Origin of the sequence: Methylobacterium guangdongense, from assembly GCF_038442355.1 — a bacterium.
Classification (GTDB): Bacteria; Pseudomonadota; Alphaproteobacteria; order Rhizobiales; family Beijerinckiaceae; genus Methylobacterium; species Methylobacterium guangdongense.
In genome coordinates this window covers 93,525-110,236 of the sequence record NZ_JBBXMX010000017.1, presented here as the reverse complement: position 1 = coordinate 110,236, position 16,712 = coordinate 93,525, and the positions used below count along the sequence as shown (strand labels likewise).

The following is a 16,712-nucleotide window of genomic DNA, read 5'->3' as shown; positions in this document are numbered from 1 at the left end:
TCGCGCCGCCCGACTCCGCCAGCACCTTCGTGATCGCCGCCGTCAGCGACGTCTTGCCGTGATCAACGTGGCCGATCGTCCCGATGTTGCAGTGCGGCTTGGTGCGGGAGAACTTTTCCTTGCCCATCAGAGCCTCCTAGATTCGAATTCGCGTTGCGGAAGAAGAGATGCCTTGAGGCCGAAGCCTCAGGCGTACTTGGCGATGACCTTGTCGGCCTCGCCGCGCGGCACCTCTTCGTAGTGATCGAACTGCATCGTGAAGTTCGCGCGGCCCTGAGAGAAGGAGCGCAGCTGGTTCACGTAGCCGAACATGTTGGCCAGCGGCACCATCGCGTTGATGACGTTGGCGTTGCCCCGCATGTCCTGACCCTGGATCTGGCCACGGCGGGAATTCAGGTCACCGATGACCGAGCCGGTGTACTCTTCCGGCGAGACGACCTCGACCTTCATCACCGGCTCGAGCAGAACCGAGCCACCCTTCTGCAGGGCCTCACGGAAGGCCGCGCGGGACGCGATCTCGAAGGCGAGCGCCGAGGAGTCGACGTCGTGGTAGGCGCCGTCGATCAGCTCGACCTTCACGTCGACCACCGGGAACCCGGCGAGCACGCCGGCGCCGAGGACCGAGTTGAGGCCCTTCTCGACACCCGGGATGTACTCCTTCGGCACCGCGCCGCCGACGATTTTCGACTCGAACGCGAAGCCGGCGCCCGGCTCGTTCGGCTCGACCACGAACTTCACGCGGGCGAACTGACCGGTACCGCCGGTCTGCTTCTTGTGCGTGTAGTCAATCTCCTGACGGCGGGTCAGCTTCTCGCGGTAGGCGACCTGCGGCTGGCCGATATTCGCGTCGACCTTGTAGGTGCGGCGCAGGATGTCGACCTTGATGTCCAGGTGGAGCTCGCCCATCCCCTTGAGGATGGTCTGGCCGGATTCCTGATCGGTCGACACGCGGAAGGACGGATCCTCCGCGGCGAGCTTGGCGAGGGCGATACCGAGCTTCTCCTGGTCGGCCTTCGACTTCGGCTCGACGGCGATCTCGATGACCGGCTCCGGGAACTCCATCTTCTCGAGGATCACGGCCTTCTGCGGATCGCAGAGGGTATCGCCCGTACGGGTATCCTTGAGACCGGCCAGGGCGACGATGTCGCCGGCGAAGGCCTCCTTGATGTCCTCGCGGTTGTTCGCATGCATCAGCAGCATGCGGCCGACGCGCTCCTTCTTGTCGCGCGACGAGTTCAGCACGTTGGCGCCGGAATCGACCTTGCCCGAATACACGCGGCAGAACGTGATCGTGCCGACGTGGGGATCGTCCATGATCTTGAAGGCGAGCATGGAGAAGGGATCCGAATCCGTCGGGTGACGGACGGTCTCTTCCTCGGTCTTGAAGTCGAGGCCCTTGATCTCGCCGCGGTCGGCGGGGGAGGGCAGGTAATCCACGACGGCGTCGAGCAGGGGCTGCACGCCCTTGTTCTTGAACGCCGAACCGCAGAGCACCGGGTGGAAGGCGCGCAGCTGCACGGCCTTGCGCACGAGCTTGCGCATGGCGTCCTCGTCCGGCTCGGTGCCGTCGAGGTAGGCGGACATGGCGTCGTCGTCGAGCTCGACGCAGGCCTCGACCAGCTTGGTCCGATACTCGACCGCCTGGTCCTTCAGGTCGGCCGGAATCTGGACCTCGTTGTAGTTGGCGCCCAGCGCCTCGCCCGACCAGACGATCGCCTTCATCTTGATGAGGTCGATCACGCCCTGGAAGTTGGACTCGGCACCGATCGGCAGCTGCAGGCACACGGGCTTGCCGGCGACGCGGTCGATGATATCGGCGACGCACTTGAAGAAGTCGGCGCCGATCTTGTCCATCTTGTTGACGAACACGACGCGCGGCACGTCGTACTTGTCGGCCTGGCGCCACACGGTCTCGGTCTGCGGCTCGACGCCCTGGTTGCCGTCGAGCACGCACACGGCGCCGTCGAGCACGCGGAGCGAGCGCTCCACCTCGATGGTGAAGTCCACGTGGCCGGGGGTGTCGATGATGTTCAGGCGCTTGTCGCGCCAGAAGCACGTCGTCGCGGCGGACGTGATCGTGATGCCGCGCTCCTGCTCCTGTTCCATCCAGTCCATGGTGGCGGCGCCCTCATGGACCTCGCCGATCTTATGGGACTTTCCGGTGTAGTAGAGAATCCGCTCCGTGGTCGTGGTCTTGCCGGCATCGATGTGGGCCATGATGCCGAAGTTGCGGTAGTCCTCGATCGCGTGCGTGCGGGGCATCGGATTGCTCCTGAGAGACGGCGGAACCGCTTACCAGCGGTAGTGCGAGAAGGCGCGGTTGGCTTCCGCCATCCGGTGCGTGTCTTCCCGCTTCTTGACGGCGTTGCCGCGGTTGTTGGCGGCGTCGAGCAGCTCGGCGGAGAGGCGCTCGATCATGGTGCGGTCGTTGCGCGAGCGGGCGGCCTGGATCAGCCAGCGGATCGCCAGCGCCTGACGACGCTCGGTGCGCACCTCGACGGGGACCTGATAGGTCGCGCCGCCGACGCGGCGGGAGCGGACTTCGATCATCGGCGCGACGTTGTCGAGGGCGGCGCGGAACACCTCGATCGGGTTGGCCCGGGCGCGGTTCTCGACGATGTCGAAGGCGCCGTAGACGATCCGCTCGGCGGTCGACTTCTTGCCCTCATACATGATGGAATTCATGAACTTCGTCAGGACGACATCCCCGTACTTCGGGTCCGGGATGATCTCGCGCTTCTCGGCAGAGTGACGACGGGACATTGTAGCTCTCGAAAATCAGGTTTTAAGCACCTGACGCAGGCCGCCTTGAGCTTTCGCCGGCGACATCCTTGTCAGGCAGTGGAAACGTGAGCGCCCGAAAAACTTACTTCGGACGCTTGGCGCCGTACTTCGAACGGCGCTGCTTGCGGTTCTTCACGCCCTGCGTGTCGAGCACGCCGCGCAGGATGTGGTAGCGCACGCCCGGAAGGTCCTTCACGCGGCCGCCGCGGATCATCACCACGGAGTGCTCCTGAAGGTTGTGGCCCTCGCCCGGGATGTAGCCGATCACCTCGAAGCCGTTGGTGAGCCGCACCTTGGCGACCTTACGGAGCGCCGAGTTCGGCTTCTTCGGGGTCGTCGTGTAGACGCGGGTGCAGACGCCGCGCTTCTGCGGGCAAGCGTCGAGCGCCGGAACCTTGTTGCGGCTCCGCTGGATCTTCCGCGGCTGGGCGATCAGCTGGTTGATCGTCGGCATCCTGTGCCCTCTTCCTCGGTCACCTAGTCCGGACCGCGAAGAGCAGTCCGCAATACGAATATGCGCCGGAGGGCTGGTCAGAGCCCCTCGGCGCGGTGCGGGCAGAGGAGCACGCTCAAAAACGAACGCGCTCGTACCTACGGATCTGACTTACAGCGTCAGGCGATTTGATTCCTCGGAGCGCGCGGGGCGTTTGCGGCGGCGTCCGGAGCATGTCCGAGGGGGCCGTCGGCAGCCGGTGGCCGTCCGAAGTGGCGCGCTTCTAGACGCGGTTGCCCGCGAGGTCAATGCATTCGCGGCAGAAATCTGCGCCGCACCGGAGGTTAAAGTTCGGTCAAGGCGCGGACACGCGCGATGACTCCCTCCGTATTCCGGATGATCGATCACGGTCGCCGCCCGGGTCAACCCCGGGCCCTGCGGACCGCCCAGGATTTCGCGAATCATCGCGTCGGGTACAGAAAGAGCTCCACAGAACGAGTGCTGGTCCGCTCAGCATGCTGAGCTCTCGCACCCCCGGCGAGCGGAGAGCTGAACTGTTGTCTTTGATAGGGCCCGATGATCCTTATCGGCGCTCGCCAGACGGCGACGGGGAGATCTTTCAGGACCACCGCTCACCCGATTCCCGCGATCGGTCATCGTTTCTCCTCGCATGCGCATGGGTCCCTGCGCACGACATGCGGCCGTCGCCCTTGGCGCTACACCGATCCGGGCTCTGCCGTCACCGTCGTCCTGCCACGGGCTCTTCAGGTCGTGGCGGCGTCCTTCAACAATCAGGAGACTGCGCGGACCCCGGACATGTCGCCGGCCCCCGTGATCGGCGTGCGGGACCCGTCCTTCGTGGCAGCGCGGGTGAACAACCGCACCATGGTCGACCCGGTCGAGATCTTCCTGTCCGTCGGCGCAGTCTGCGTCGCGCCCTGCCTCGCGCTCGATCGGCTGGCGATTGCGGCGGGCAGGGGATTCGGCGGACCTCCCGGTTGAGACGCGGCGGGCTCGCGTAACTACCGGCGTACCGGATCGGGGCAGGGGCGCGCCGCCATGGTCTACGGAAGTTTAAAGTAAACCGTCGAAGTGTCGCGATCAACGGGCGGCCGGACCGCCCCCGAGTTCGCGTCGAGGGTATGCGTATGGGTTGCGTCGCGGTCAGCAACGTCGTTCCGTTCCGGCGGCCCGTTCCCGCCCAGGCGCCGGGCGAGCGGGAGGCGCGCGATCGCCGCCGCAGCGAGCAGCGCTCCCTGCTGGATGCGGTCTACGCCACCGGCAGCATGGTCCTGGCCGCCGAGGATCGCGCGACCAAGCTCACGGCCTCGCGCCTGCAGGTCTACGGTTTCCTCGCCATCGAGGAGATGCGGGAGGACGGCACGATGCGCCGCCTGCGCCCCTCCGAGGCGATCCGCGCCCGGGGCGAGCGGCCCTGGCGCCTGTCGAAGCCGGCCTGCGGGACCGCGGTGACGATCCCGAGCCTCGACGGCTTCCTGTTCGAATCGGGCGGCCAGCCCGCCTGACTCTGTCCCTCTTGTGCGTTGTGGGCCGGTGCGCAGATCTGTGCACCGGCCCTTTTCGTTTGGTCGCTCCGCCGTGGCCGGTTCCTCGCCGAACTCTCGGGCGTGGTTCGGGCATCGCTCCATCGGACAGTGTGGTGTTCGGTGGAGAATCGAAGGCCGCGCTCGTCGCGAGCGCGGGTCCCTTTCCTGGACGGGTGGTGCGTCGGCGGACCCGAACCTGAGAGTCAGCACGACGAGCGCCGCGCCAGCGGCCCAAGGTGATCCAGATCGACGCCACGCGATGTGATGGGCTGGATTGCGCCGACGCTGCACGCGCCCGGAACATGGCCGGCGTTCCGAGCCGTGGCGCGGAAAATCCAGCCGCTCGGCTTGCCTTCCGAGCCCACCCGTAGTATCCGCCCGGCCTTCGCGAAACATTCGATGGGTGCTTGCACCCTGTGAACGCGGTGACCGCGCCGGTGTCCATGACACCGCTAGCGCGGTCGAACACATGAGCCGGGGACGTCAGGTCCCCATCAGGCGTCGTCCGCCGGGCAATACCGCCCGCGTGCGGAAACCCGCCTGAAGCAAGGAGTCACGCACGTGATCCAGATGCAGACGAATCTGGACGTCGCCGACAACTCGGGTGCACGCCGCGTTATGTGCATCAAGGTTCTTGGCGGGTCGAAGCGCAAGTATGCCGGCGTGGGCGATGTCATCGTCGTCTCCGTCAAGGAGGCGATCCCGCGCGGTCGCGTCAAGAAGGGCGACGTCATGAAGGCGGTCGTTGTCCGCACCGCCAAGGAAGTGAAGCGTGCCGACGGTTCGGTCATCCGCTTCGACAAGAACGCCGCGGTTCTGATCAACAATCAGAAGGAGCCGATCGGCACCCGTATCTTCGGACCGGTTCCGCGCGAGCTCCGCGCCCGCAACCACATGAAGATCATCTCCCTGGCTCCGGAGGTGCTGTAATGGCCGCCAAGATCAAGAAGGGCGACACCGTCGTCGTGCTCACCGGTCGCGACTCGGGTCGCTCCGGCGAGGTGATTCAGGTTCTGCCGAAGGAAGGCCGGGCTTTCGTGCGCGGCGTCAACCTGGTCAAGAAGCACCAGAAGCAGACGCAGAACCAGGAGGGCGGCATCATCTCCAAGGAGGCCGCCATCCAACTCTCGAACATCGCGGTCGCGGATGCCAACGGCAAGCCGACCCGCGTGGGTTTCCGCATCCTCGAAGACGGGCGCAAGGTCCGGTTCGCCAAGACCACGGGGGATCAGATCGATGGCTGAGGCCGACAAGAACGCCTACACCCCGCGCCTGCGCAAGCACTACGACGAGGTGGTTCGTCAGAAGCTGATCGAAGAGTTCGGCTACAAGAACCCCATGGAAGTGCCGCAGATCACGAAGATCGTGATCAACATGGGCGTCGGCGAGTCCACTGCGGACTCCAAGAAGGCCTCCGTGGCCGCGGGCGACCTCGCCCTCATCGCCGGCCAGAAGCCGGTCATCACCAAGGCCCGCAAGGCCATCGCGACCTTCAAGGTTCGCGAGGGCATGCCGATCGGCTGCAAGGTGACGCTGCGCAAGCAGCGCATGTACGAGTTCATGGACCGGCTGATCACCATCGCGCTGCCGCGCGTGCGTGACTTCCGCGGCCTGAACCCGCGCTCGTTCGACGGCCGCGGCAACTATGCGCTGGGTCTCAAGGAACACCTCGTGTTCCCGGAGATCTCCTACGACAAGGCCGAGCAGACCTGGGGCATGGACATCGTCGTGGCGACCACCGCCAAGACCGATGCCGAGGCCAAGGCCCTGCTCGCCGCCTTCAAGTTCCCGTTCCGGCAGTGAAGCCCTCAGGCTTCAGACGCGGACACCGGAGATAGACCACATGTCGAAGAAAAGCTCAGTCGAGAAGAACGAGGCCCGCAAGGCGCTGGTGAAGCGCTTCGCGGCCAAGCGGAAGGCGCTCCTCGAGATCGCCAACAACGACGCCCTCGAGATGGAGGAGCGCTTCGAGGCGCGCCTCAAGCTCGCGGAACTGCCGCGCAACTCGTCGGCCACCCGCATCCGCAATCGCTGCGGCATGACCGGCCGCCCGCGCGCCTACTACCGCAAGATGGGCATCTCGCGCGTGGCTTTGCGCGAGCTTGGCAACCGGGGGCTGATCCCCGGCCTCGTCAAGTCGAGCTGGTAAGGAGGTCCCCATGGTCAATGATCCCGTGGGCGACATGCTCACCCGCATCCGCAACGGCCAGCTGCGCCGTCGCAACGTCGTTCAGACTCCCGGCTCGCGCCTGCGCGCCAGCGTCCTGAACGTGCTGAAGGCCGAGGGCTACATCCGCGACTACGCGGCGACCGACCTCGGCAACGGCCGCACCGAGTTCGCGATCGAGCTCAAGTACTACGACGGGCGCCCCGTGATCCGCGAGATCAAGCGCGTGTCGAAGCCGGGCCGCCGGGTCTACTCGTCGGTCGGCGAGCTGCCGCACGTGGCCGACGGCCTCGGCGTCACCATCGTCTCCACCCCGCAGGGCGTCATGGCCGACCACGAGGCGCGCGAGCGCAACGTCGGCGGTGAAGTGCTCTGCACCGTGTTCTGATCGGGACGGAGGAGGTTATCCCATGTCTCGCGTAGGCAAGAAGCCGGTCCCCGTGCCGGCCGGCGTTACCGCCACGGTCACCGGTCAGACGGTGAAGATGAAGGGGTCGAAGGGCGAGCTGTCGTTCGTCGTTCCGTCCCTCGTCAACGTGGCCATGAAGGACGGCGCCATCGAGGTGCAGCCCGTCAACCAGTCCAAGCCGGCGCGCTCCCTGTGGGGCACGTCGCGGGCGCAGATCGCCAACATCGTCGAGGGTGTGTCGAAGGGCTTCGAGAAGAAGCTCGAGATCACCGGCGTCGGTTACCGCGCTGCGATGGCCGGCAAGGCCCTGAAGCTGTCGCTCGGCTACAGCCACGACATCGAGTACGAGATCCCCGCCGGGATCACGATCGCAACCCCGAAGCCCACCGAGATCACGATCTCCGGGATCAACCGCCAGCAGGTCGGTCAGGTCGCCGCCGAGATCCGCGACTACCGCGGACCCGAGCCCTACAAGGGCAAGGGCGTGAAGTACGCGGGCGAGTTCATCTTCCGCAAGGAAGGCAAGAAGAAGTAAGGAGGGCATCATGTCTCGCAAGCTCGAAGCCCTCGATCGCCGCAAGGCGCGCGTCCGCCGCGCGCTGCGGGCCGCCGCCAACGGCCGCCCGCGGCTCTCGGTGTTCCGCTCGTCGAAGCAGATCTACGTGCAGGTCATCGACGACGTCGCCGGCAAGACGCTGGCCTCGGCCTCGTCGATCGACAAGGCCCTCAAGGGCGAACTCAAGACCGGCGCCGACGTCGCCGCCGCCAAGGCGGTGGGCAAGCTGGTCGCCGAGCGCGCCAAGGCCGCGGGCGTCACGAAGGTGATCTTCGACCGCTCCGGCTACATCTATCACGGCCGTGTCGCGGCCGTGGCCGAGGCCGCCCGCGAGGGTGGCCTGGAGTTCTGATTTTTGGGGACTCGCCGTCGGCGCCTCTGCCGGCGGCGAACCTGATTGGAACCCTTGAACGACGGCGGGCCGGACGTGCCAAGCATGTCCGGCATTCGACACACAATCGAGCGAGCGGGCCCGCCGCCCGCGCCAGTGAGATGAACGGATATCAACATGGCACGTGAACGTGAAGGCGGGGGCCGCGGCCGCCGCGAGGATCGCGAGGAGCGCGACAGCGAGTTCGTGGACAAGCTCGTCCACATCAACCGCGTCGCCAAGGTGGTGAAGGGCGGCCGTCGCTTCGGCTTCGCGGCCCTCGTCGTCGTCGGCGACCAGAAGGGCCGCGTCGGCTTCGGCCACGGCAAGGCCCGTGAGGTGCCGGAGGCGATCCGCAAGGCGACCGAGGCCGCCAAGCGCGGCCTGATCCGCGTCTCGCTCCGCGAGGGCCGGACCCTGCACCACGACGTCAACGGCCGCCACGGCGCCGGCAAGGTGATTCTCCGCGCGGCCCCGCAGGGCACCGGCATCATCGCCGGCGGCCCGATGCGCGCCGTGTTTGAGACGCTCGGCATGCAGGACGTCGTCGCCAAGTCGCTGGGTTCGTCGAACCCCTACAACCTCGTGCGCGCCACCTTCGAGGCGCTCAAGAACGAGGACAGCCCGCGCTCCGTGGCGGCCCGCCGCGGCATCAAGGTGTCGACGCTCCAGTCGCGTCGCCGCGATGCCGATCCGGCCGACCAGTCCGAAGCCGCGGTCGCGTAAGGGGAGGGTCCGATGGCACAGAAGACCGTCCGCATCGAGCAGATTGGCTCGCCGATCCGCCGCGAGGCCAGCCAGCGCCAGACGCTGATCGGCCTCAAGCTCAACAAGCTCCACCGCGTGTCCGAGCTGGAGGATACCCCCTCCGTGCGCGGCATGATCCGCAAGGTTGCGCACCTCGTGCGCGTCCACGGCGACGTGGCGTGAGGAGGTCCCGATGAAGCTCAATCAGATCAGCGACAATCCCGGCGCCACCAAGGACCGGATGCGCGTGGGCCGGGGCATCGGCTCCGGCAAGGGCAAGACCGCGGGTCGCGGCGTGAAGGGTCAGAAGGCCCGGACCGGCGTGTCCATCAAGGGCTTCGAGGGCGGTCAGATGCCGCTCCATCGTCGCCTGCCGAAGCGCGGCTTCAACAACCTCTACGCCCAGGACCTGAACGAGGTGAACCTCGGCCGGATCCAGGAGGCGGTCGACGCGGGCAAGCTCGACAAGGCCGCTACCGTGACGGTGCAGAGCCTGGTCGAGGCCGGCATTATCGCCCGTCCCCGCGACGGCGTGAAGCTGCTCGGCGTCGGCGAGCTGACCGCGAAGCTCAGCTTCGAGGTCACCCGCGCCTCCAAGTCCGCCGTCGAGGCGGTCGAGAAGGCCGGCGGCTCGGTCACGACCGTTTACGCCCAGGGTGCCTCCACCCGTGGCGGCAGCGAGGCGGCCTCGGCCTGACGGGGGCGACCCCGGGACCCGTTGCACGGGCCCGGCGCACCCTTTAAGCCGATCCTTCGAGCGGCGGCCCTGCGACCACGCGGGCCGCCGTTTTTCGTTTCATCCGGGCTCGACCGCCCGGCGACATGTCCAGGACGCGACGCTTATGGCCTCAGCCGCCGAGCAGCTTGCCGCCAACCTCAACTTCGGTGCGATCGCCAAGGCCGATGAGCTGAAGAAGCGCATCTGGTTTACCCTCGGCGCGCTCGTGGTGTTCCGGCTGGGCACCTACATCCCGATCCCCGGTATCGATCCGGAGCAGTTCGCCCGCAATTTCCAGCAGCAGTCGGGCGGCGTGCTGGGCCTGTTCAACATGTTCTCGGGCGGCGCCGTCGAGCGCATGGCGATCTTTGCCCTGAACATAATGCCCTACATCTCGGCTTCGATCATCGTGCAGCTCCTGACCTCGGTGATCCCGAGCCTGGAGGCGCTGAAGAAGGAAGGCGAGTCCGGCCGCAAGGTCATCAACCAGTACACCCGCTACCTGACGGTGGTACTGGCGCTGGTCCAGTCCTGGGGTATCGCCATCGGCCTCCAGAGCTCCTCGGCGGCGATCGATCCGGGCCCGTTCTTCCTGGCCTCGACGGTGATCACGCTCACCGGCGGCACCCTGTTCCTGATGTGGCTCGGCGAGCAGATCACCTCGCGCGGCATCGGCAACGGCTCGTCGCTGATCATCTTCGCCGGCATCGTCGCCCACCTGCCGGTGGCGATCGCGGGCGCGCTCGAACTCGGCCGCACCGGTGCGCTCTCGCCCGCCATCATCCTGGGCGTGGCAGTGGCCGCTGTGGCGCTGGTCTACTTCATCGTGTTCATGGAGCGCGCCCAGCGCCGTCTCCTGATCAACTACCCGAAGCGCCAGGTCGGCAACCGCATGTACGAGGGCCAGACCTCGTTCCTGCCGCTCAAGCTCAACACTTCGGGCGTGATTCCGCCAATCTTCGCCTCCTCGCTCCTGTTGCTGCCGGCCACCGCCGCGAGCTTCTCGGCCAACGGCGGTGCCACCGGCTGGCTCGGCACGATCACGGCCTATCTCGGCCACGGCACGCCGCTGTTCATGGTGCTCTACGCGGCGCTGATCATCTTCTTCACGTTCTTCTACACCGCGGTGGTCTTCAACCCGCAGGAGACCGCCGACAACCTGAAGAAGCATGGCGGCTTCATCCCGGGCATCCGGCCCGGCGAGCGTACCGCCGCGTTCATCGACAAGGTGCTGACCCGCATCACGGTGATCGGCGCCCTGTACCTGACCGTGGTGTGCCTGTTCCCGGAAATCCTGTCGTCCTACGCGGCGGCGAGCCTCGGCTTCGGCGGCACCTCGCTGCTCATCGTGGTCTCGGTCACGATGGATACGGTGGCGCAGATCCACGGGCACCTGATGGCGCATCAGTACGAGGGCCTTGTGAAGAAGGCCAAGCTGCGCGGCGCCTCGACGACGCAGCGCCGGCGCTGAGACTGATACAGAGGGCGGATAACGCCTAGCGTCTTCCGCCTTTGCGCCTAAGGTCCGGGTGCCTCCGCGCCCGCGACCCGCTAGAACCCCCCCGAAACCGGCGATGCCAGGGAGGCTTCGCCACCGCGGCTTGTGCCCACAGGGAGTGGGCCGAACGAGGACTACGCCATGCGCATCATTCTGCTCGGGCCGCCCGGCGCGGGGAAGGGGACGCAATCCGAGCGGATCGTCCAGCGCTTCGGCATCCCGCAGCTTTCCACCGGCGACATGCTGCGCGCCGCCGTCGCCGCCGGCACCCCGGTCGGGCTGGAAGCCAAGGCCGTGATGGAATCGGGCGGCCTCGTCTCGGACCGGATCGTCGTCGGCATCGTGGCCGATCGGATCGAGGAGTCGGATGCCCGCCGCGGCTTCATCCTCGACGGCTTCCCACGCACGGTCGCGCAGGCGGAAGCGCTCAACGAGATGCTGACCGGCAAGGGCCTCAAGCTGTCGGCCGTCATCGAGCTGAAGGTGGACGAGGCCGCGCTGGTCGGCCGGATCGCCAATCGCGCGGCCGAGACCCTGGCCCGCGGTCAGGCCGTGCGGAAGGATGATACGCCGGAGGTGTTCAAGCAGCGCCTGGAGGCCTACCGCGCCCAGACGGCGCCGCTCTCGGCCTACTACGCCGAGAAGGGCATGCTGCAGACCGTCGACGGCATGCAGCCGATCGACAAGGTGACGGCCGACCTGATGGCGGTGCTGGAGCCGCACGCGGAAGCGGTCGTTTCCTGATTCACGCCGCGCATTGAACCATCGGTGATCGGGCGGATCTGAAACATTCGTCCGGTCGAGGGGTTAAGAGGCGGATCCGCACTGGGAAACGCTATGACGCTCCGCCACCTCGCCACCGCGACCCTCCTGCTTGCGGTGGCCATCCCGCCCCTGCCGGCCATGGCGCAAAGCCCGGCCCAATCCTTCGCGTACCGGCAGAAGCGGTTCCGCCATGCCTGTCGCCCCCCGCTGAAATTCGCGGCGGGCACCTGCGTTCGGCGCTGTCCGGCGGGCTACCGGAACACCGGGGGCTACTGCCGGCTGCAGAACCAGGGTTTCCGCTAGGCGCACGCCCCCAGGACGCAGACGCGTCCACCAGGACGGGCACCGGGGCCGGGATCGCCGCTCGGCCTCGTCCGCACGTCTATCAGACCCGTCCTTCCCGGCGCAGGCTGCCGAAGAAGTTGACGACGTCCATCTGGAGCGAGCGGTGGCCGAACAGGCGCAACGGATAGCCCTCCATGGTACCGTCGCGCAACTCGATCATCGCCGTCCTCGCATTGTAGCGGAACACCATCCGCCGCCCCACGAAGGTCGCCCACAGCAGGCCCGGCCCGTCATCCTCTTCCTGGAGGGCCACGGATCCTGGTTCGGCCTCGGCGAGCACGCCGCCGATCACCGCCAAGGTGACGGGAATGACCTCCTCAAGGGTCTCCACGGCCGCACGCAGGACACCATCGGCGAAAGCCCGCAGCGTGGCGCCATCGCTGGTCAGCAGTGACATCTCGACTCCTCTCGTGTCCGCCTCGGGTCCGCGCAGGATGCATGGCGGCGCAAAGGACAGGTATCCTGTCGTTGACATCGGCGCGTTCGCGCGCTAGCAGGCCCACCTTCGTCCAACCGAACGATGGTCCGAGGTACCCTGTCCAGGGTCGCCCGCGGGCCGCGTCGTCGTTTCACGTGCGCAGGGGCCGGCCTCCACCGGACGCGCACACGACAGGCCCGGTTCCCCGGGCCCCATATGGAGAGTGATCGTGGCCCGTATCGCAGGCGTCAACATCCCGACCAACAAGCGCGTCGTCATCGCGCTCCAGTACATCCACGGCATCGGCGCCAAGAAGGCCGAGGAGATCACCCAGAAGGTGAACATCCCCGCCGAGCGCCGGGTCAACCAGCTGACCGACGCCGAGGTTCTCTCGATCCGCGAGACGATCGACCGCGACTACCTCGTCGAGGGCGACCTGCGCCGCGAAGTCTCGATGAACATCAAGCGCCTGATGGATCTCGGCGCCTATCGTGGCCTGCGCCACCGCAAGCAGCTGCCGGTCCGCGGCCAGCGCACCCACACCAACGCCCGTACCCGCAAGGGCAAGGCGAAGCCGATCGCCGGCAAGAAGAAGTAATTTGGGGTTGGGAGGCCGTGCTTTGCTCGGCCTCCTCTCCGTCGCGCCGGGTGCCCCGCGCGGGGCCCGGCTTTGGCACGACGATCCTGCACGGACACGCCGGCCAAGTTCCAAACGAATCCCGAGCGCCTGGTGTTACGGGCGTGTTTGAAGGAAGAGCGAGACCAGAATGGCCAAGGAACCGCAACGCGTCCGCCGCCGCGAACGCAAGAACATCGTGTCGGGCGTCGCCCACGTGAACGCGTCGTTCAACAACACGATGATCACCATTACGGACGCGCAGGGCAACACGATCTCGTGGTCGTCCGCCGGCGCGATGGGCTTCAAGGGTTCGCGGAAGTCGACCCCCTACGCCGCCCAGGTCGCCGCCGAGGATGCCGGCCGCAAGGCCGCCGAGCACGGCATGCGCACCCTCGAGGTCGAGGTGTCGGGTCCGGGTTCGGGCCGTGAGTCGGCGCTCCGCGCCCTCCAGGCTGCCGGCTTCACGGTGACCTCGATCCGCGACGTCACCTCGATCCCGCACAACGGCTGCCGGCCGCGCAAGCGCCGCCGCGTCTAATCGGAACCTGCGAAGTCCTTTGACGGAGAAGCTTATGACGGGATCGAAGCCGCTTCCGGGCGTGCTGCGTTGGAACCTCGGCGACCTCACGGTCACCGCGCTCAACGACGGCTGGTTTCAAGCGAGCCTCGATCTGGTCACGGGCATCTCCAAGGAGGAGGCCGGGCGGCTTCAGCTGGCCGGTTTCCGCACCGAGCAGCCGAAGATCACGCTGAACGCCTTCCTGATCACGGGACCCGGCCTCAAGCCGACCCTGATCGACACGGGCTACGGCGATCTGGCTCCCGCGCCGACCCTCGGCCGGGCCGGAGCCGCGCTCGCGGTCACAGGTGTCAAGCCGGAGGAGATCGAGACCGTTCTCGTCACGCACCTGCATCCCGATCATGTCGGCGGGCTCGTGAAGGACGGCGCGGCGCGGTACCCGAACGCCGAGATCGTGGTCCACGCCGATGAGGCGGCCCATTGGCTGCCGGACGAGGCGCTATCCCGCGCTCCGGATGCGGCCAAGCCGTATTTCGAGGGCGCCCGCAAGGCGGTGGCGCCCTACGCCAAGCGGATGCGCGAGCACCGCGGCGGTGAGGTGCTTCCGGGGATCACGGCGGTCCACCTGCCCGGCCATACGCCGGGCCATTGCGGTTTCCGCATCGTCTCCGGTGGACAGTCGCTGCTGATGTGGACCGACGTGGTGCACCTGCCGGCGATCCAGTTCAAGAACCCTGAGGCCGGCGTCGGCTTCGATGTCGACGGCGACCAAGCGCGGGAGACGCGCAAGAAGATCATGGACGAGGTGGCGAACGAGCGGAGCTTCATCGCCGGTGCCCATCTCGAATTCCCGGCGCTGGGCTACGTGGATCGGGACGGGGCGGGCTACAGCTTCGTACCGGCCCTCTGGGTCGGCGGCGAGTAACGGCGGACAGACATTCAGGGACCGTTCGGGGCGCCAGGGGGCTGCGCCGGACGGCCGAAGCGCGGGAACGGGCGTCGCGGATCCCGGGCAAGGTCGAGAGGTAGGATCGTGGTCATTCAGAAGAATTGGCAGGAACTGATCAAGCCGAACAAGCTGCAGGTCACGACCGGCGACGACCCGAAGCGGGTCGCCACCGTCGTCGCCGAGCCGCTTGAGCGCGGCTTCGGCACGACGCTGGGCAACGCCCTGCGCCGGGTGCTCCTGTCCTCGCTCCAGGGCGCGGCCGTGACCTCGGTGCAGATCGACGGCGTGCTGCACGAGTTCTCGTCGATCCCGGGCGTGCGCGAGGACGTCACCGACATCGTCCTCAACATCAAGACCATCGCGATCCGCTCGCAGACGGACGCGCCGAAGCGCATGACCCTGCGCAAGACCGGCCCGGGCCTCGTCACCGCCGGTGATATCGGCACGGTCGGCGACATCCAGATCCTGAACCCCGACCTCGTGATCTGCACGCTGGACGACGGCGCCGAGATCCGGATGGAATTCACGGTCGCCACCGGCAAGGGCTACGTCCCGGCCGAGCGCAACCGCCCCGAGGATGCCCCGATCGGCCTGATCCCGGTCGACTCGCTGTTCTCGCCGGTCACCAAGGTCAGCTACCGCGTCGAGACCACCCGCGAGGGCCAGGATCTCGACAAGGACAAGCTGACCATGACGGTCGAGACCAACGGCGCGGTCTCGCCGGAGGATGCGCTCGCCTACGCGGCGCGCATCATCCAGGACCAGCTGCAGGTCTTCGTGAACTTCGAGGATCCGCGCAAGGAAGAGGCCGCTCCGCTCGCGCCGCAGCTGCCCTTCAACCCGGCGCTGCTCAAGAAGGTGGACGAGCTGGAGCTGTCGGTCCGTTCGGCGAACTGCCTGAAGAACGACAACATCGTCTACATCGGCGACCTGATCCAGAAGTCCGAGGGCGAGATGCTGCGGACCCCGAACTTCGGCCGCAAGTCGCTCAACGAGATCAAGGAAGTGCTCGCCGGCATGGGCCTGCACCTCGGCATGGATATCCCCGGCTGGCCGCCGGAGAACATCGAGGATCTCGCCAAGCGCTTCGAGGAACATTACTAAGCCGCTCGTTCCCACGCTCCGCCCTTATCCTGAGGTGCCGGAGCGTAGCGGAGGCCTCGAAGGAGGCCTCCAGGGTTCGCAGCGCCTTCTGGAGCCCTCCTTCGAGGCCCGCTACGCGGTCACCTCAGGATGAGGGTTCTGGGTTGGAGTTCCCTCCGCGGGGTCATGCGGAATCAACCGCCCCGTTCCTGGGGCACCCGGCCGTACCGTGGCACGGCGGCCGAGAGGAGAAGGAAGCCAGCACATGCGTCACGCCTATCGCGGCCGCCGTTTCAACCGCACCGCCGAGCATCGTAAGGCGATGTTCGCCAACATGTCCGCCGCGCTGCTCAAGCACGAGCAGATCATCACCACCCTGCCGAAGGCGAAGGATCTGCGTCCGGTCGTTGAGAAGCTGATCACGCTGGGCCGCATCGACAGCGTGCACACCCGCCGTCTGGCGATGGCGCAGCTGCGCGACGCCGACATGGTCAAGAAGCTCTTCACGGTGCTCGGGCCGCGCTATGCGGGTCGTCCGGGCGGCTATTGCCGAATCATGAAGGCGGGCTTCCGCCAGGGCGACAACGCCCCGATGGCGGTGATCGAGTTCGTGGATCGCGATGTCGATGCCCGCGGCAAGGATTCCGGCCCGAGCCAGGTCGCCGAGGCCGCCTGATCGACCGAAGGGCGTCCCAACGCTCCTGAATCCAAGAAGCCGCCCCGGTTCGTCCGGGGCGGCTTCTTGCTTTTCGTATCCGCGTCTCGGTGTTGCGCACGCAGTGAA

The 16,712-nt window shown here is 67.0% G+C and carries 25 protein-coding genes; 20 read left to right on the top strand and 5 right to left on the bottom strand.

The genetic code is table 11. The features are described from left to right. From AAHG09_RS24910 to rpsL, 4 genes are all read right to left on the bottom strand, one after another. Window positions 1-127 (bottom strand): GTP-binding protein (locus AAHG09_RS24910; protein ID WP_342107789.1); only part of this gene is annotated, 127 nt, incomplete at its 3' end. Between the two features lie 59 nt (window positions 128-186). Continuing rightward, window positions 187-2,262: an elongation factor G gene (gene fusA, locus AAHG09_RS24905; protein WP_342110190.1), complete on the bottom strand. Its 2,076-nt coding sequence runs from the start codon at window positions 2,260-2,262 to the stop codon at window positions 187-189. A 30-nt stretch (window positions 2,263-2,292) separates the two neighbouring features. Continuing rightward, a complete protein-coding gene (rpsG, locus tag AAHG09_RS24900; protein WP_007557567.1) occupies window positions 2,293-2,763 on the bottom strand; it encodes a 30S ribosomal protein S7 in 471 nt (156 codons plus the stop codon). Window positions 2,764-2,866: 103 nt separating this feature from the next. After that, window positions 2,867-3,238: a 30S ribosomal protein S12 gene (gene rpsL / locus AAHG09_RS24895; RefSeq protein ID WP_007557568.1), complete on the bottom strand. Its 372-nt coding sequence runs from the start codon at window positions 3,236-3,238 to the stop codon at window positions 2,867-2,869. Between the two features lie 795 nt (window positions 3,239-4,033). On the opposite strand from rpsL, the gene AAHG09_RS24890 reads away from it, so the two are divergent. The 15 genes from AAHG09_RS24890 (at window position 4,034) to AAHG09_RS24820 (ending at window position 12,297) form a co-directional block, all read left to right on the top strand. Further along, a complete protein-coding gene (locus AAHG09_RS24890) occupies window positions 4,034-4,219 on the top strand; it encodes a hypothetical protein (protein WP_342110189.1) in 186 nt (61 codons plus the stop codon). Between the two features lie 146 nt (window positions 4,220-4,365). Next, a complete protein-coding gene (locus AAHG09_RS24885) occupies window positions 4,366-4,743 on the top strand; it encodes a hypothetical protein (protein ID WP_342110188.1) in 378 nt (125 codons plus the stop codon). Between the two features lie 582 nt (window positions 4,744-5,325). Further along, window positions 5,326-5,694: a 50S ribosomal protein L14 gene (gene rplN, locus AAHG09_RS24880; protein ID WP_342110187.1), complete on the top strand. Its 369-nt coding sequence runs from the start codon at window positions 5,326-5,328 to the stop codon at window positions 5,692-5,694. After that, on the top strand, window positions 5,694-6,008 hold the full coding sequence (rplX, locus tag AAHG09_RS24875) for a 50S ribosomal protein L24 (protein ID WP_244041696.1): 315 nt from the start codon (window positions 5,694-5,696) through the stop codon (window positions 6,006-6,008). Before rplN ends, rplX begins: the two co-directional genes overlap by 1 nt. Then, on the top strand, window positions 6,001-6,567 hold the full coding sequence (rplE, locus tag AAHG09_RS24870; protein WP_331289774.1) for a 50S ribosomal protein L5: 567 nt from the start codon (window positions 6,001-6,003) through the stop codon (window positions 6,565-6,567). Before rplX ends, rplE begins: the two co-directional genes overlap by 8 nt. Before the next feature lie 40 nt (window positions 6,568-6,607). Continuing rightward, on the top strand, window positions 6,608-6,913 hold the full coding sequence (gene rpsN / locus AAHG09_RS24865; RefSeq protein ID WP_010686179.1) for a 30S ribosomal protein S14: 306 nt from the start codon (window positions 6,608-6,610) through the stop codon (window positions 6,911-6,913). Window positions 6,914-6,923: 10 nt separating this feature from the next. Beyond that, the gene (gene rpsH / locus AAHG09_RS24860; protein WP_091715665.1) at window positions 6,924-7,319 is read left to right on the top strand and encodes a 30S ribosomal protein S8; all 396 of its coding nucleotides are present in this window, start codon (window positions 6,924-6,926) and stop codon (window positions 7,317-7,319) included. 22 nt (window positions 7,320-7,341) lie between these two features. Next, on the top strand, window positions 7,342-7,875 hold the full coding sequence (rplF, locus tag AAHG09_RS24855; RefSeq protein ID WP_342110186.1) for a 50S ribosomal protein L6: 534 nt from the start codon (window positions 7,342-7,344) through the stop codon (window positions 7,873-7,875). A gap of 10 nt (window positions 7,876-7,885) precedes the next feature. Next, window positions 7,886-8,248, top strand: a complete 363-nt coding sequence (rplR, locus tag AAHG09_RS24850) for a 50S ribosomal protein L18 (protein WP_020096279.1) — start codon at window positions 7,886-7,888, stop codon at window positions 8,246-8,248. A 156-nt stretch (window positions 8,249-8,404) separates the two neighbouring features. Continuing rightward, window positions 8,405-8,992, top strand: a complete 588-nt coding sequence (gene rpsE, locus AAHG09_RS24845) for a 30S ribosomal protein S5 (RefSeq protein WP_012319173.1) — start codon at window positions 8,405-8,407, stop codon at window positions 8,990-8,992. Window positions 8,993-9,004: 12 nt separating this feature from the next. Further along, window positions 9,005-9,196, top strand: coding sequence for a 50S ribosomal protein L30 (rpmD, locus tag AAHG09_RS24840; protein ID WP_020096280.1), 192 nt, complete (start codon window positions 9,005-9,007; stop codon window positions 9,194-9,196). Window positions 9,197-9,206: 10 nt separating this feature from the next. Continuing rightward, window positions 9,207-9,710, top strand: a complete 504-nt coding sequence (gene rplO, locus AAHG09_RS24835) for a 50S ribosomal protein L15 (RefSeq protein ID WP_342110185.1) — start codon at window positions 9,207-9,209, stop codon at window positions 9,708-9,710. A 145-nt stretch (window positions 9,711-9,855) separates the two neighbouring features. Next, entirely contained in the window at window positions 9,856-11,202 is a 1,347-nt protein-coding gene (gene secY, locus AAHG09_RS24830) for a preprotein translocase subunit SecY (protein ID WP_342110184.1), read from the top strand. Window positions 11,203-11,370: 168 nt separating this feature from the next. After that, on the top strand, window positions 11,371-11,973 hold the full coding sequence (locus tag AAHG09_RS24825) for an adenylate kinase (RefSeq protein WP_342110183.1): 603 nt from the start codon (window positions 11,371-11,373) through the stop codon (window positions 11,971-11,973). 93 nt (window positions 11,974-12,066) lie between these two features. Then, window positions 12,067-12,297, top strand: coding sequence for a hypothetical protein (locus AAHG09_RS24820; RefSeq protein ID WP_342110182.1), 231 nt, complete (start codon window positions 12,067-12,069; stop codon window positions 12,295-12,297). Window positions 12,298-12,379: 82 nt separating this feature from the next. Here AAHG09_RS24820 and AAHG09_RS24815 read toward each other — a convergent pair whose 3' ends face one another. Continuing rightward, entirely contained in the window at window positions 12,380-12,736 is a 357-nt protein-coding gene (locus AAHG09_RS24815; protein WP_342110181.1) for a hypothetical protein, read from the bottom strand. A 250-nt stretch (window positions 12,737-12,986) separates the two neighbouring features. On the opposite strand from AAHG09_RS24815, the gene rpsM reads away from it, so the two are divergent. The 5 genes from rpsM to rplQ all read left to right on the top strand — a co-directional run bounded on the left by rpsM (window position 12,987) and on the right by rplQ (window position 16,604). Then, on the top strand, window positions 12,987-13,355 hold the full coding sequence (gene rpsM, locus AAHG09_RS24810) for a 30S ribosomal protein S13 (protein WP_010686168.1): 369 nt from the start codon (window positions 12,987-12,989) through the stop codon (window positions 13,353-13,355). 169 nt (window positions 13,356-13,524) lie between these two features. After that, window positions 13,525-13,914 (top strand): 30S ribosomal protein S11, encoded by a 390-nt coding sequence (gene rpsK / locus AAHG09_RS24805; RefSeq protein ID WP_010686167.1) that lies wholly within the window; start codon window positions 13,525-13,527, stop codon window positions 13,912-13,914. A 34-nt stretch (window positions 13,915-13,948) separates the two neighbouring features. Beyond that, window positions 13,949-14,821, top strand: a complete 873-nt coding sequence (locus AAHG09_RS24800) for an MBL fold metallo-hydrolase (RefSeq protein ID WP_342110180.1) — start codon at window positions 13,949-13,951, stop codon at window positions 14,819-14,821. A gap of 108 nt (window positions 14,822-14,929) precedes the next feature. After that, window positions 14,930-15,949 carry a DNA-directed RNA polymerase subunit alpha gene (locus tag AAHG09_RS24795; protein ID WP_010686165.1) on the top strand — a complete coding sequence of 340 codons (1,020 nt, stop codon included), beginning with the start codon at window positions 14,930-14,932 and terminating at the stop codon, window positions 15,947-15,949. Window positions 15,950-16,193: 244 nt separating this feature from the next. Next, a complete protein-coding gene (gene rplQ / locus AAHG09_RS24790) occupies window positions 16,194-16,604 on the top strand; it encodes a 50S ribosomal protein L17 (RefSeq protein WP_342110179.1) in 411 nt (136 codons plus the stop codon). Window positions 16,605-16,712 lie beyond the last annotated feature (108 nt).

Excerpts from the sequence above, each read along its gene's own strand:
- rplX (WP_244041696.1), top strand. The coding sequence starts at position 5,694 with ATGGCCGCCAAGATCAAGAAGGGCGACACCGTCGTCGTGCTCACCGGT.
- secY (WP_342110184.1), top strand. The coding sequence starts at position 9,856 with ATGGCCTCAGCCGCCGAGCAGCTTGCCGCCAACCTCAACTTCGGTGCG.
- rpsG (WP_007557567.1), bottom strand. The coding sequence starts at position 2,763 with ATGTCCCGTCGTCACTCTGCCGAGAAGCGCGAGATCATCCCGGACCCG.
- AAHG09_RS24820 (WP_342110182.1), top strand. The coding sequence starts at position 12,067 with ATGACGCTCCGCCACCTCGCCACCGCGACCCTCCTGCTTGCGGTGGCC.
- rpsN (WP_010686179.1), top strand. The coding sequence starts at position 6,608 with ATGTCGAAGAAAAGCTCAGTCGAGAAGAACGAGGCCCGCAAGGCGCTG.
- rpsK (WP_010686167.1), top strand. The coding sequence starts at position 13,525 with ATGGCCAAGGAACCGCAACGCGTCCGCCGCCGCGAACGCAAGAACATC.
- rpsL (WP_007557568.1), bottom strand. The coding sequence starts at position 3,238 with ATGCCGACGATCAACCAGCTGATCGCCCAGCCGCGGAAGATCCAGCGG.
- rplR (WP_020096279.1), top strand. The coding sequence starts at position 7,886 with ATGTCTCGCAAGCTCGAAGCCCTCGATCGCCGCAAGGCGCGCGTCCGC.
- AAHG09_RS24800 (WP_342110180.1), top strand. The coding sequence starts at position 13,949 with ATGACGGGATCGAAGCCGCTTCCGGGCGTGCTGCGTTGGAACCTCGGC.
- AAHG09_RS24885 (WP_342110188.1), top strand. The coding sequence starts at position 4,366 with ATGGGTTGCGTCGCGGTCAGCAACGTCGTTCCGTTCCGGCGGCCCGTT.
- rpmD (WP_020096280.1), top strand. The coding sequence starts at position 9,005 with ATGGCACAGAAGACCGTCCGCATCGAGCAGATTGGCTCGCCGATCCGC.
- AAHG09_RS24890 (WP_342110189.1), top strand. The coding sequence starts at position 4,034 with ATGTCGCCGGCCCCCGTGATCGGCGTGCGGGACCCGTCCTTCGTGGCA.
- rplF (WP_342110186.1), top strand. The coding sequence starts at position 7,342 with ATGTCTCGCGTAGGCAAGAAGCCGGTCCCCGTGCCGGCCGGCGTTACC.
- rpsH (WP_091715665.1), top strand. The coding sequence starts at position 6,924 with ATGGTCAATGATCCCGTGGGCGACATGCTCACCCGCATCCGCAACGGC.
- AAHG09_RS24825 (WP_342110183.1), top strand. The coding sequence starts at position 11,371 with ATGCGCATCATTCTGCTCGGGCCGCCCGGCGCGGGGAAGGGGACGCAA.
- fusA (WP_342110190.1), bottom strand. The coding sequence starts at position 2,262 with ATGCCCCGCACGCACGCGATCGAGGACTACCGCAACTTCGGCATCATG.
- rplQ (WP_342110179.1), top strand. The coding sequence starts at position 16,194 with ATGCGTCACGCCTATCGCGGCCGCCGTTTCAACCGCACCGCCGAGCAT.
- rpsE (WP_012319173.1), top strand. The coding sequence starts at position 8,405 with ATGGCACGTGAACGTGAAGGCGGGGGCCGCGGCCGCCGCGAGGATCGC.
- AAHG09_RS24815 (WP_342110181.1), bottom strand. The coding sequence starts at position 12,736 with ATGTCACTGCTGACCAGCGATGGCGCCACGCTGCGGGCTTTCGCCGAT.
- rplO (WP_342110185.1), top strand. The coding sequence starts at position 9,207 with ATGAAGCTCAATCAGATCAGCGACAATCCCGGCGCCACCAAGGACCGG.
- rplE (WP_331289774.1), top strand. The coding sequence starts at position 6,001 with ATGGCTGAGGCCGACAAGAACGCCTACACCCCGCGCCTGCGCAAGCAC.